The sequence below is a fragment of the Erythrobacter longus genome (assembly GCF_000715015.1).
Classification (GTDB): domain Bacteria; phylum Pseudomonadota; class Alphaproteobacteria; order Sphingomonadales; family Sphingomonadaceae; genus Erythrobacter; species Erythrobacter longus.
This window is the reverse complement of sequence record NZ_JMIW01000007.1, coordinates 1-12,920: the sequence shown is the minus strand read 5'-3', so window position 1 is coordinate 12,920 and position 12,920 is coordinate 1. Positions and strand designations below refer to the sequence as shown.

Annotated in this window: 13 protein-coding genes; 4 read left to right on the top strand and 9 right to left on the bottom strand. The window is 59.3% G+C overall.

Going from position 1 to position 12,920, the window contains the following annotated elements; all coding sequences use genetic code 11:
• Positions 1 to 37 precede the first annotated feature (37 nt).
• Both EH31_RS13910 and EH31_RS13905 read left to right on the top strand, forming a co-directional pair.
• Positions 38 to 835 (top strand): M48 family metallopeptidase, encoded by a 798-nt coding sequence (locus EH31_RS13910; RefSeq protein ID WP_081853427.1) that lies wholly within the window; start codon positions 38 to 40, stop codon positions 833 to 835.
• 28 nt (positions 836 to 863) lie between these two features.
• Positions 864 to 2,240 carry a phosphotransferase family protein gene (locus EH31_RS13905; protein ID WP_034961420.1) on the top strand — a complete coding sequence of 459 codons (1,377 nt, stop codon included), beginning with the start codon at positions 864 to 866 and terminating at the stop codon, positions 2,238 to 2,240.
• A gap of 62 nt (positions 2,241 to 2,302) precedes the next feature.
• On the opposite strand, the gene EH31_RS13900 is transcribed toward EH31_RS13905, so the two are convergent.
• A complete protein-coding gene (locus EH31_RS13900) occupies positions 2,303 to 3,265 on the bottom strand; it encodes a bile acid:sodium symporter family protein (RefSeq protein ID WP_034961418.1) in 963 nt (320 codons plus the stop codon).
• Positions 3,266 to 3,510: 245 nt separating this feature from the next.
• Here EH31_RS13900 and EH31_RS17020 point away from each other — a divergent pair, with 245 nt between their 5' ends.
• Positions 3,511 to 4,257: a hypothetical protein gene (locus EH31_RS17020; RefSeq protein ID WP_152553580.1), complete on the top strand. Its 747-nt coding sequence runs from the start codon at positions 3,511 to 3,513 to the stop codon at positions 4,255 to 4,257.
• 137 nt (positions 4,258 to 4,394) lie between these two features.
• Here EH31_RS17020 and EH31_RS13890 read toward each other — a convergent pair whose 3' ends face one another.
• From EH31_RS13890 to EH31_RS13865, 6 genes are all read right to left on the bottom strand, one after another.
• Positions 4,395 to 5,129 carry a sigma-70 family RNA polymerase sigma factor gene (locus tag EH31_RS13890; protein ID WP_034961415.1) on the bottom strand — a complete coding sequence of 245 codons (735 nt, stop codon included), beginning with the start codon at positions 5,127 to 5,129 and terminating at the stop codon, positions 4,395 to 4,397.
• Complete coding sequence (locus EH31_RS13885; protein WP_034961413.1) at positions 5,126 to 7,237, bottom strand: flagellar biosynthesis protein FlhA; 2,112 nt, start codon at positions 7,235 to 7,237, stop codon at positions 5,126 to 5,128. The genes EH31_RS13890 and EH31_RS13885 overlap by 4 nt, the downstream gene beginning before the upstream one ends.
• Positions 7,238 to 7,296: 59 nt before the next feature.
• Complete coding sequence (locus EH31_RS17015; protein WP_051699292.1) at positions 7,297 to 8,307, bottom strand: transglycosylase SLT domain-containing protein; 1,011 nt, start codon at positions 8,305 to 8,307, stop codon at positions 7,297 to 7,299.
• Positions 8,308 to 8,600: 293 nt separating this feature from the next.
• On the bottom strand, positions 8,601 to 8,954 hold the full coding sequence (locus tag EH31_RS13875; protein WP_152553579.1) for a flagellar protein FlgN: 354 nt from the start codon (positions 8,952 to 8,954) through the stop codon (positions 8,601 to 8,603).
• Entirely contained in the window at positions 8,951 to 9,262 is a 312-nt protein-coding gene (flgM, locus tag EH31_RS13870; RefSeq protein WP_051699291.1) for a flagellar biosynthesis anti-sigma factor FlgM, read from the bottom strand. Before flgM ends, EH31_RS13875 begins: the two co-directional genes overlap by 4 nt.
• 132 nt (positions 9,263 to 9,394) lie before the next feature.
• Entirely contained in the window at positions 9,395 to 9,958 is a 564-nt protein-coding gene (locus EH31_RS13865; RefSeq protein ID WP_241765935.1) for a flagella basal body P-ring formation protein FlgA, read from the bottom strand.
• 234 nt (positions 9,959 to 10,192) lie between these two features.
• Between EH31_RS13865 and EH31_RS13860 the strand changes: the two genes are divergently transcribed.
• The gene (locus tag EH31_RS13860; RefSeq protein ID WP_051699289.1) at positions 10,193 to 11,311 is read left to right on the top strand and encodes a GGDEF domain-containing protein; all 1,119 of its coding nucleotides are present in this window, start codon (positions 10,193 to 10,195) and stop codon (positions 11,309 to 11,311) included.
• A gap of 261 nt (positions 11,312 to 11,572) precedes the next feature.
• On the opposite strand, the gene EH31_RS13855 is transcribed toward EH31_RS13860, so the two are convergent.
• Together EH31_RS13855 and EH31_RS13850 are read right to left on the bottom strand one after the other, a co-directional pair.
• Entirely contained in the window at positions 11,573 to 12,043 is a 471-nt protein-coding gene (locus EH31_RS13855) for a hypothetical protein (protein ID WP_034961412.1), read from the bottom strand.
• Positions 12,040 to 12,720, bottom strand: a complete 681-nt coding sequence (locus EH31_RS13850; RefSeq protein ID WP_051699288.1) for a MotA/TolQ/ExbB proton channel family protein — start codon at positions 12,718 to 12,720, stop codon at positions 12,040 to 12,042. The genes EH31_RS13855 and EH31_RS13850 overlap by 4 nt, the downstream gene beginning before the upstream one ends.
• Positions 12,721 to 12,920: the final 200 nt, after the last annotated feature.

Here is a 12,920-nt window from a genome sequence, read left to right as displayed (position 1 = left end):
TATTCAAATCTGATTTCGTGTGCAGGAGAGACACAGCATGGACCGTTCCGACCCCACAATTTCGCCCAAAACGATTTCCAGGCGTGATTTTACCGCGATTGCGGCTCTTTTGGGCGGCGTAAGCCTTGCCGGCCCTGCCAGCGCGCAAAGCTTTGGCGACATCATGGGTTCTGCGAAGAAAGTGGTCGAAGCGGCCAGTTATTCTGATGCAGAGATGAAAGTCTTCTTCGATCAGATGAGCACCGAAATGGACGGCAAAAACCCCGTTGCAGGCCCGAATGACCCCTATGGTCAACGTTTGGCCGCTCTGTCTCAGGGGCTCGAAAGCTATGATGGGCTCGACCTCGACATCAAAGCCTACCTCGTTAGCGATGTGAACGCCTTTGCGATGGCGAACGGCACGATCCGCATTTTTGCAGGGCTCATGGACCAGTTTACCGATGACGAAGTGCGCTATGTGATCGGCCACGAAATCGGCCACGTCCAGCGCGAGCACACCAAGAAACGCATGCAAGGCGCGCTTCAGAAAGAAGCAGCGATGAGCGTGGCAGGCACCGCCGACAGCAAGATCGGCGCGCTTGCAAATTCCGAAATCGGTAAGTTTTTCGGCGACGTTATCAGCGCGCAGCACAGCCAGAAGCACGAACGCGAAGCGGACGATTATGCGCTCGAATTCATGCAGGACAAAGGTTACGACGCGCAGGCCTGCGTGACCGCGCTCGAAAAGCTCGAGGCGATGAGCGGTGGCAGCGGTGGCGGCGGACTTGCCGCATGGACCAGCACCCACCCAAGTCCGAAGGAGCGCGCCAAGCGGATGCGCAAGAAGCTCGACTAGGCTGCGTTTGACGCGTTAAGAGCCCAAAATGGGCGACACATCAACCGATCAACTGCTCGAAGGCCTCGCCCGGGTTTGCGCCCGAGCGGGGCTTGATACACCGGCCGGCCTGACGCGGCTGACGGGCGGTGCCACCATGGAAAGCTGGCGCTTTGAAGCAGGCGCGGGCGCCTATGTCTTGCGCCGCGCGCCCAGCCTTGAATTCATGGAAGGCCGCCCCTTTGGCCACGATGTCGAGGCGGCGGTGATCCGCGCGGCAAAAGCTGCCGGCGTGACGGCCCCTGTGGTTGTGGCCGAGCTACGGCCCGAGGACGGCATCGGCTCTGGCTTTGTGATGGAGGCGCTTTCCGGCACGCCCAATCCCAAGGAAATCCTGGAAGGCCCCGACCCTGATCGGCTGATCGCTGAATGCGCGGCAAATCTCGCGAAAATTCACACGCTTTGCGTTGAGGATGTGCCTGATGAAGTGCCGGTGATGGATTACCGCGGAGCTATCGCAGAGCTGAAATCACAGTTCGAGGAAGCAGGCGGCGACCGTCCGATCATCGCGCTGGGCCTGAAATGGATGGAGGACAATTGCCCCGATCCTATCGAACCTGTCCTGATCCATGGCGATTATCGCATGGGCAATCTGCTAGTGGATCAGGAAGGCTGGCTCACCGGCGTCCTCGATTGGGAGCTTGCGCATTTGGGCGATTACCATGAAGATCTCGCCTTTGGCTGCATGGCTGTATGGCGATTTCACCGATATGACCGGCCCGCTCTGGGGCTTTCTGACTTGGAAACTTACTTCGATGCCTATCAAGTCAACGGCGGGCGAAAAGTGGACGCCAAGCGTTTCCGTTACTGGCTGATCCATCGCACCGTGTGGTGGGCACTCGGCTGCCTGCGCATGGCCAAAATCTGGCGTTCTGGCGAAGACCGAATGCTGGAGCGCGTCGTGATCTCGCGCCGGACCAGCGAGCAGGAATTGGACCTGTTGATGCTGCTTGAGGAGGATCTTTCTGCCAGCGAGCGCGGGAAGAAATTCGAGTATTTCCCACTGGAGGAATCCCAGGAGGATGGCGAGGCGATTGATTGGGAAATTCTGGTTGCGGTCTCTGAGTGGCTGGAAACCCTCAAGGGCAAGATTGAGGGACATGACCGGTTCCAGCTCGCCGTAGCTCGAAATGCTCTGGGAATTGCGAAGCGGGCGCAATGGAATTACGGTTGGGACCTGTTCTTCAGCGAAGACGACTCGAAATCCATCCTCAAAGGTGAATTGACCCTCGAAGATTTCGACGTGACGAGAATGAAGAGATTTTTGCTCAAGAAAGTTGAGATTGACAGTCCCAAATACCCTGCCCTTACCGCTGCACGAGAGCGTTGGACCAAGTCCGTCACCCCAGCGAAAGCTGGGTTCTAGAGCGTCGGGGCACGGAGCTTTTGGCCCTAGATCCCAGCCTTCGCTGGGATGACGAAGAGAGCCTAACCCTTGCGCCGCCACCAGCTCGCCAGAATGCTCCCGATCAACACATGCCACACTGCCGAAATCGCGGCTGGCACGGGCGCTAATGCGGCCTGAGTGGCGCTGGCAAATTGCGCTTGGAAGGCGGGGGTTTTGGCAAGGCCAGAGCCGAGACCCGAATTCTGCATCCCCACTTCGATAGAAATGGTGCGCGCCTCTTGAACGCCCAATCCCAACGCCCGCGCCAAAGCATAGCCAAGCGCAAATCCAATCGCATGGAGCATCAAGGTCGCGAGCAAAAGGACGCCCGCATGCTCGGCAATCTGGGCCTTTGCCCCGCCGACAATGCCTCCGACAATCAGGATCACCAGGACCACTGCGATCAATGGCAGAAACGTGCTCACCCGCTCGGCAACGCTTGGGAACAGTCGGTTGAGGAGGCTCCCCAAGAGCACGGGCACCAATACAATCGCGACCATGTTCCTGAGCAAATTCCAACGGTCGATCTCGACATAGGTGCCCGCCAGTTCTCCGGTAAGCAGCGGGGTGAGCGCAATCGCGGCAAAGGTCGAAACCATGGTCATCGCCACCGACAAAGCGACATTGCCGCGTGCAAGGTAAGCGACGATGTTGGACGCCGTCCCGCCCGGGCAACAGGCGACAAGGATAAGGCCGACCGCAAGCCCTTCTTCCAGCCCCAGTCCCCAAGCGATCCCGAACCCCGCCAGCGGCATCACTGCAAATTGCAAGGCGACCCCCGCGATCAGCGCTTTCGGAAGCTCAGTCAGCCACCTGTAATCCTCAAAACTTAGCGTCAGGCCCATTGCGAGCATGATGAGCCCCAGCGCAACCGACAAAAGCGGCTGTCCCGCGATGCGGATCGAACCATCGGTCATCCACGTCATGGACGGCGGGTAAACCCAAGCCAAAGCGACACCGATCAGAGTGAGCAGGGCAAAGTTGTTGGTGAGTTTGGCGAGCATAGAGGTCCACTAGCCCAAGTCTCACCGTCACCCCAGCGAAAGCTAGTGTGAAGCTCGCCTTACTTGTTGCGCAGGCCCACCCCGCTGCGACTAAGCCTTACCTACGGTTCGGCAAGTCTCGCTCCCCTCCCGCTCGCGGGAGGGGTTGGGGGTGGGCGATTTGCAGCGCAAAGCTCACCAATTTACCCCGCCTCAACGTCTTGGCGCTACTCGTTTGGGCGAGGCGATCAGAGGGAAGGGACGCGATGTTAAGGCAGCTTGGGTTACACCGGTTTGGGCTTCGGATGGTCGCCGTGTTGGCAGGCGCTTTGCTGATAGGCGGGTGTTTTGAGAGCGAGGTTCCCAGTTATCGCTACCGTTTGAGTGTTGAAGTTGAGACGCCTGAGGGGCTCAAAACCGGGTCTAGCGTGATTGAGGTTGGCGCAACGGTTGCTGGAGCTGGAACCGTGGTGGTCAACGGGCGAACCCGCAAGAGTGTTCGAGGGGAGGCAGTCGCGGTCGATTTGCCGGATGGGCAGACACTCTTTGCATTGCTGCGATCCGAAAATGAAATCGATTGGGCCGCCAACATCATGTTCCTCTTGTCTCGAAAGTATCGGGGCGACGATGGGTATGAGCGCACGGTCTATGCGATCAGGCGTCATAAAGGTGTGCGTGAACTGCCGATGGTTATCCCGGTTGGCGGCGGAGCGATGCGGCGCGACGGCAGGCCGATGCTGGTCACATTTGGCGATGAAGCCGACCCAATGAGCGTAGAGAAGGTCGATCCGCTAAATCTTGCAGCCACATTTGGCGAGGGAGTGAGCCTTAAGCGGATCACCGTTCAGGCGACCGATGATCCGGTGACTACCGGGATTGAAGAGCGGTTGGGGTGGATTCCGGGCCAGCGAGAAGGAATGTTAGACGGACGCCGCAACAACACGATCAAGGCAGAAAACCCCTTAGCCAACTCCCTTTCGAGCTATGATTTTTCGAAGGGTCTAATCCGATGAACCGCCGGTTTGTCATGCTCGAGATTTGCAATACCTCAGTCGTCGCCCCAGCGGAAGCTGGGGTCTAGAGCGGGAGAGCACGGCGCTCGCAGCCTGAGATCCCAGCTTTCGCTGGGACGACGGAATTGTGAGAAGGCCTACCCCTCCAAAATCCTCCGCAAATCCTTGAGCCCCTTGGCCCGCAATTGGTGGACCCTTGGCACGGATACCTCCAGCACTTCGGCGATCTCCGTCAGGTTCAGCTCCTCGACAAAGAACAATTGCAAGACCAGCATCAACCGCTCTGGCAACTGCCTCATTGCAGCGATCAGTCGTTCGCGGTCTTCCTGGCCTGAGAGTATGTCGAAAGGGTCGGGGTCTGCGCTTGCGAAGGCGGCGTTGCTTTCGTCATAGGCGTCGCTGATCGAGGTGAGGGTGACGGCGCTCGCCTCGATCTCAAGCAGCTCTGTATCGCTGATGCCAAGCGCCTTGGCGACAGCCTCGCGGGTGGGCTCTATGCCGTTGAGCGCTTTGAATTCCTCGACCACGTCATTCAGCCGCGCGCGCTTCTTCCTCGCTGTGCGGGTGTCGTGCATCTGCTTGCGGAGAAGATCGAACATCGCGCCGCGCACGCGGATCTTGGCATAGGCGGCAAAGCCATCCTCGGTTGGCCCATCGTGGCGCCGCGCGCATTCGGTGAGAGCGACAATGCCGGATTGGACAAGGTCCTCGACCTCCATCCCGTCGCGGCCAGAGCCATAGATGTGCCAGGCTGCGCGGTGGACGAGGGGCAGGAACCGGCGCACCCGGTCATCCACCTCCTCGCGGCTGGTCGCGGCATAGGTCACCGCTTCATAGGCTTGAGGGCCAAATCCAGATACGTCGTGCTTCATGCTGAGACGCCTTGTGCCATGCCTTGGCTAGCATCGGTTTCAGAGGGAGGTGCGGGAAGTCCCCTAGGCGCGGGCGGCGCGGTGTCATTGCCGATCACGCCCACAACCTCGACCGGCTGGGTCGGCGGCAGTTCATTGATCGAGAGGACCAGCGCCCGCGCTGCGCGTTGTTTGAGGAGCCCTGCTACCGCGCGGCGGGCAGGGGGTTGGACGATCATGGCAATCGGACCGCCCGCGTCCTTGATCGCGGCGTTCACCCGCTCCACGATCAGTCCTGCGCAATCGGGTTCGATCATGGGTTGCCCGGTCGATGGGTCGATCATCCCGCCGATAATCGCGCTTTCTAATCCGGCTTCGAGGGTGACCACTTTAAGGCGTTCTTGCGGCCCCGCGACCCGCGCCACAAGCCGTGCACCAAGGTCAGCGCGCACCGCATCAATCACTGCGTTAAATTCCTGCGTCGTCTGAAGCGCCAGAGCGAGGCTGGTGAACAGCGGCTGCGGATGATTAAGCCCAATCCCATCGGCAATAAGCGCACGAAGGATACGGGTGAGGGCCGCCAGAGTGAGCGGGTCGGGGTGAACCGCATCAATAAGGGCAGGGGCGCGGGCTTTCAGGTCTTCGATGATCGCGCTGACTTCGGATGGACCGAGCAGTTGATAGCTTTGGGTGAGCAATTCCTGATTGGCGTGGGTGGCGACAACCGTACTGGCGTCAACGCACATGAACCCTTCGGCCGTGGCAAGATCGCGGGCAGACGGGTCGATCCACAGGGCGGGGCAATCAAAGCTGGGATCGCGTGTGTATTCGCCGTTTATGCCCAGCCCCGAATAGGGCGGCTTTGCGCGCACCTCGCCTGTGTCGATGGCAAGGAGTTTGCCCGCCCTGACAGAGCCGCTTGCAATCACCAGCCCGCCCAGCCTCACCGCATAATCATTCGCGCCCGCTTCCAGAGTGTCGCGGATACGAAACTGGGGCAGGACAAAGCCAAGCTCGCGTGAGAGTTGTTTGCGAATGCCGGTGATGCGTTTGAGGAGCGGCGCGTCCTTTGCCTCATCGACGAGGTGGACAAGCCCATATCCCAGCTCCAGCGTGACCAGCGTCTGATCGGACACTTCGGTGATATCGATCTTGTCGGGATTGGGCTTTTCGACCACCTTTTCCTCGACGATCGGAGCGTTCGCCTTTTTGTAAAGGCTCCACCATAATCCGCCCGCAATCGCTGCGGCTGGCAGGAAGATCAGTTGAGGCATAGCAGGCACTGTCCCGATGGCGGCAAGAATTGCGGCGACCGGGAGCCAGCCCTTCGGGTCGGCAAACTGTCCGCCGATCTGGCCTGACAGGTCGCGTTTATCGGCAACGCGGGTGACGATGGCGGCAGCGGCAATCGACAAGAGCAGCCCTGGCACCTGCGCCACCAAGGCATCGCCCACGGCCAAAGTGATATAAAGCTCGCCTGCCTCGGATGCGGAAAGCCCGTGGCTGATCATGCCAAGGGCAAAGCCTGCGATGATGTTGACCCCAAGGATGAGAAGCGCGGCGATGGCATCGCCTTTTACGAATTTCGACGCGCCATCCATCGAACCGTAGAAATCGGCCTCAATCGTGACCTCGCGCCGGCGTTCGCGGGCATCATCGGCGGTGATAAGGCCAGCAGCGATATCGGCATCAATCGCCATTTGCTTGCCCGGCAAAGCGTCGAGAACAAACCTTGCGGAGACCTCTGACACGCGGCCTGCGCCTTTGGTGATGACGATCATATTGATGATCAGAAGGATGCAGAACACGAACAGGCCAACCGCAAAATTGCCGCCGACAAGAAACTGGCCAAAGCTCTGGATAATCTCGCCAGCGGCCGCGCCTCCTTCGTGCCCATTGACCAGCACAATCCGGGTGGAGGCGACGTTGAGCGCGAGCCGCAGAAGCGTTGCGAACAACAGGACGGTCGGGAAGGACGAGAAATCGAGCGGCGCGCGCGCGTTCAGGGCCACCATCAACACCGCCACCGCAATCGCGATGTTGAACACAAAGAAGATGTCGAGCAGCAGCGGCGGGATCGGCAGCACCAAAAGCACAAACAGCCCGAAAATGCCCACCGGCAATGCCATCGCCGCAGGGGCTGATCGCAAGCGCTCGATCCACGAGGTTCTAGAGAAGGGTTCCAAGATCAAAATCCAAGCGCTTTCAATTGTTCATAGGCGCGCGCGACCTGGTCCTGTGTCGCTTTGCTCGATTGCGCCCCGCCAGCCTCGGTGAAGGCCCCGCGCAACATATTGGACATGGAGGTTTGCGACCCCGGCTGAGCCAGAGTGAGCGCAGGGCTTGCCGCTATGGTTGGGCGACCTTGGCCAGTGATGACGGGCGGGGATTGCGGTTCGAACACGCGCTCGTCTGCGATGAGATAAGGGGGGCGTTGCTGCGCAGATCCTGCCCCAAAAGAGCCACCAACGGAACTGGCGATTTGGGGTGGGGTCAATGCGGCTATTGCATAGGTGTCGGGGCCCATTTGCGGCGCATTGGCGCGCGCGCGCTCAAGCTTGGTAGAGAGAAAATCCATCACCCCTTGCAAAGAGCGCGGACTACCATTCGGCTCATAAAAGACCGGGCGATTGGCCGCCGCTGGCCTGCGGAAAAGCTGGGAGGCGTTGGCGCCCGGATTATCCTCCAGGGCTGACAGAAACCGCCCCGCCCCGCCTGCGCCAAGGAAGTGGGCAAGGTAAAGCTCGCTATGATCGGGCTGACGGCCAAGGATGGGGGCAAGATGCGCGCGGTTATCTTCGGCAAGGCCAGCGGCCATAAGCGAGGCGATTTGCGGATCATTACGAAGGTCAAGGATCGCTTCGCGCGCAGCAGGGTCGGGCACATACGCCGCGCCGTCACCAGATGACCGGATTTGCGCAGAGACATTGCCAAGGCCAAAGCGGTCCCCGTGGCGCTGCATTGTCTCTAACCATGTGCTTTCAATAAATTGGTACAGGCCCGTCGCAGAAGACGTGCGCGCCTTGGCCGCCGGGTCCATCGCGCTTTCGACCTGAGCCTGAGCGATCAGAAAGTCGAAGTCGATGCCCGTTTGCTGCGCTGCGCTGGCAATGGCGCGCTCGACCGTGATTGGACCGTTTGCGCCAGAACTCGACGATACAGCCGCCTGCGGGATTTGACGCGAGGCCCCGTTTTCCAAGCTGCGCCCCTCAAAACTGCGCTGCGCCGTCTCGAACGCTGGCCTGATTGCGGATCGAGGAATAGGTACCTGAGACACAGGATTTGAAACGGGTTTGGACACGGGGACCGCCCTTTCGCTCTTTCTGGTATGGTTAACGTCCAGAAGAGTAGAGCAAGCATCGTGCCAGAAACGGGGCCAGAGATGGGGAACGAAACGGGGCCAGAGATGGGTGCAGAGATGAGGGCAGTACGAGGGGCACAGTGCAGTACCGAAGGGGGCACGGATTTTTGTGAGCGGTGTTAGCCGCCTATTTATCCGGCGGTGTAGGCGTGGCGCTCAGTACGGTCTGCCCCCAGTGCATCCAAACGGCCCGACACATTCGCTGCCAGCAGGTTGCGCACCCGGCGATTGACGTCGTTCAACGACTTGGCCGTTTCCACCAAAGCCCTTGCCTCGGGATCAATCGCGCCTGCACCAATCGTTGCGAGGCGACTGCACAGATCATCCTTTTCGCGCGTGACAGCGTTGAGCGTATCGGCTTCCAAGGTGGCAAGAGCTTGCCGTTCTTGTTGCAGGACGGCAATCATTTGCCGCAAATCGCCATGGAGACTTTGCCGGGCGATGTCTGCATCGGTAAGCGTGCGGTCCGGCGTTTGCGTGGTCATTGCTGGATCTCAAACTTGTATTGCGCAGCGATCATCGCATCTGCAATCTTTGCAGGCACGAGCGGATAGGTTCCTTCGCGCAGGGCGCTGCGGATTTCTGCCACGCGGTCGGTGTCGACCGGCGGACCGTTTTGCGCAGGCGCTGTGATTTCCACTGCTACCCCTGCGCCATTGGATGAGCCCGCTGCGCTGCGGCCAGCACTTGGCACACCTGCATCAGATGAGGGCCGAGCCTTGGCACGGTCAGCAGCAGAGGCCGGGCTAACGCCCGATATCGTCTGCAATCTGTTTAATTCGAAAGAGGACATGATGCGTCTCCCGGTGGTTCTACGTCGCTTAAGACGGCCCTTGTGCGGGAAGTTTAAGCGGGGATGTGCGAATTTTTTCGCGAAAGCTGGCTGGGGCGTTTCCCAGGGTATTGTGAGCGCATCACGAGCGCATCACGAGCCTACTGGAATGACGGCAAGTCCAGGCCGTTCAATGCGAGCGCGAATGGCATCGGCGCGGGCCTGTGTGCGCACCGCAATCCAGTCACCAATTGCGCCCGCTTCCATCGCTTCGCCGCTTTGCTGAACGGTAAAACCGCGCCCTCGTACAATCACGGTAATCGGATCGCCTCGCGCTACCACTTTGGCAATTGCTTGTGCAGGTTTCACAGAGCTGGTGGCGATAAAAACGCGCCAGCTGTCAGAGCCATTGCGCGGGCTGGAGCAATCGACCCTTACGATCGTTTGCGCACGGCCGTGCCACTTCACCCCCAGCGGTGCATCGCAGGCGGCAAGCTTTAGGCGGCGGTCGGCAGGAAGGCGTGCGCCGCCCACTTCGCCAATGCCTCGCCCGGTGAACTCTTCAACCGCGCGGTCGATTTCTACCGGGTCGGTAAACCCTCGTGCACCGCCTTCCCGAGCTGAAGCCAGAGCGGCAAAAAGCGGCAGGCTGGCAATCACAAGGGCGGTCGCCATCAGCCGTATTTCAAGCCGCTGCGGGTTAATTTTGCTATTCATCATTGTTTCCTTCCAGTTGGCATAGGAGTTTCGAACTCCCGCTTTCCAGTGGCTCTGTGTCTGCAAAGGCTGTGCCAAATGGCCCTCGTGCAAAGACGTAGAGATTTATCGCCGCTCGTCCGCGCCCGCATCCGTGATCAAGCTAAGGGAAAGCCGAAGTACTTGCTTGAGGTCCACCTTAAACCCGCAGCGGTATTCCTTCGGGCCATCGAATATAAAGCCGGACGAGGATACATGGGAATTCGCGCAGCGTCGCCTGAGAAAAAAGACCAGAATGAGGCGGTAAATCAGACACAATCAAACGCATCTTCCGGCAATCAAGCTGGGCCAGAAGGGCGCAACCGGGCCAGAGAGGGGCGCGAGGAATTGATGCTGCGGGTCACGCAGTTTGTGATGAAACACGACGTGCCGCTGACCGGTCCCAACCTTGCGACAATTGTCGCGGGCCTTTCCGGTTCCGATGGCGGTCTTGCGCGGATTTTTGCGTCTCAGGAAATTTCCGGCGAGCCGATTTCACAACGCTGGCTTGATGACGTGGGCAAGATGCGTTCGCGCGAAAATGATCGTGCCGGTGCTCTTGAAAACCTGCTCGACCGGGTCGAGGCATCAATTGCGAGCTTTGCCAAAACCACCCAGTCCGCGCATTCACAAACCAGCGAGCATCGCGGCGCGATTGATGCGCAGATCACTGAATTGGAACAGAGCGCTCACACGGCTGCCTCTGAAGATGGTGTCGAGCGTCTTGTGGGTTTGTCGCGCGTCATGCTTGAACGGATCGTTCAAGTCGAAGAGGCGATGAAGAAAAGCCAGGAAGAAACCGCTGAGCTTAAGGAAAACCTTGCCGAAGCGCGTGCGCAAGCAGACGTCGATCACCTCACCCGGCTTCCCAATCGCCGCGCGTTTGAGCGCCAGCTCGAAGTGGCGGCGAAGAGCGCAGATGAAAAGGGGCAGGCGCTGTCGCTTGGTTTTTGCGATGTCGATCACTTCAAGTCGATCAATGACAATCACGGGCACGATGCAGGCGACCGGGTCCTTGTGGCCATTGCCAACACCCTTAAGAAACACGCAGGCAAGCATCTGTTTGCCGCGCGCCACGGGGGGGAGGAATTTGTTGTCCTGTTCCCCGGGCTCAAAGCGAAAGAAGCGTCCGACCGCCTCGATCAGATCCGCGTTGAATTGTCCTCGCGCCAGATGGTCAACCGCGAAAATGGCAAGTCATTCGGGCGGATCACTTTTTCTGCCGGGGTGAGCGAGGTGCAAAACATCGACGACAGGCGCGGCGCATTGTCCCGGGCGGATGCCGCTTTATACGAAGCCAAACAATCAGGCCGCAATCAGGTGCTCATCGGCTAGGCTCAGGACCTATTAATCCCTCCATCGAGGCGCCGGAATGACTAACATATCGGGCGAAAGCGCGCGCCGGGAAGGCTGTCTGCCTTTCCAAGCGTGTTTTTGTTCGAGATGTTTACTCCTTGCACAAGGCCATTTTGCTTCAAACCTCGAAGGTGGGATTAATAGGTCCTGAGCCTAGATCGCGCACCTCTCATTTGCGAGCAGAATTAGAGCGCATGGGACTGTCCTTGTTCCATGCGCTTAATTTTTGATCGGGAGCGCTTATTGTGCCGCGTCTGGGTCATCATAGGCGAGGCTTGCGTAAAGCTCGCTTTGTTTGCCTTGCGTGATGATCACTCGGACCGATACGCCCGATTGTTCCACGCTTTGCGCCATCGCTTTGGCTTTGTCCCACATGAGCGCTTTGTCGGCACCATGATGCTGCGCGATGATGGTCAGCGATGCGCGCGGGTCGGCGGGTTGTTCGGCAAGCCATTGCGCAAGGGTGGGACCGCGCGGGGTCGAGCGGAAGAGCGCCTGAGACGATGCAATATGCGAAGATGCAATATGTGAAGATGCAATATGTGATGATGGGGTATCTTCAGCGCGCACCGGGCTTTTACCGGCATCACTGCTTTTATTCACCAAGGCTGTCAGCGTCACAAGGAACAAGATCAAGGCAAGGTCAGCCAGTACCAATTGCCAGCTTTGGCTTGCGCCAAGCTTTGGGCCAAGTCTGACACGCGTGATCACGTGGCACCTGCAACGCTGGTTATTGTGCGCGGCATCTTTGTTGGAGCGTTGCGAGTGTCCATCAATTCGCCTTCGAACCATTCCAGCAAAAGGCTGCGTTCGGCCTCTTCCTTGTCGCCGCGCCGTTCAATCGCGCGGGCGAAAGGAAAGAACACGAGGTTGGCGCTAAGCACGCCGTAAAGCGAGGAAAGAACCGCGCCTGCAACGGATGCCATCACGATGTCGGTAGAGCTTGTCTCGATATCCGGCATAAGCTGGGTGATCGAAAACAGCGTTCCGACAAGGCCAAAGACAGGGGCGAGCTCGCCCGCCGCCTCAAACACGCGCACGGCAGCGACATTGGTTATGTCGCGCTCCAACCTTTGTGTGCGCGCAAGTTTCATCATCGCATCGATAGAGCCGCTGCGGATGTAGGTGCCCAGCAATTGGCTGGTGGGTTCATCGGGCGGATCAACGGCCCTTGCGCCCAAATGGCCGCGCTGCCTGATCTCCCTCACCGTGCGCGCGAGCGCCGATCTGGCAGCGGCTGCATCAAACCCTTTGCGGGTCAGCCTGAATGCACGTGCGATCGCAGTCGCCATATCCTGCCAGCCTTCGCGCGCAAGCGTGGCAAACACTGTCCCGATGAGCACTATCCCGAGTGCAAGCGGGTCCAGAAGGCCGGTTGCCTCGTTCATAGCGGCTGCGTTCTCCCGGATTATTGTGCGCCATTGGAGGGCCTTTGATGGACCTTGCGCACGGTGAAATGGTGGCAGGATCAAGGACGGTCATTGCCGCTTTGGTTTAAGCGCGGGGCGGCATTTGGGCAGCTAGGCTCAGGACCTATTAATCCCTCCATCGAGGCGCCGGAATGACGAACATATCGGGCGAAAGCGCG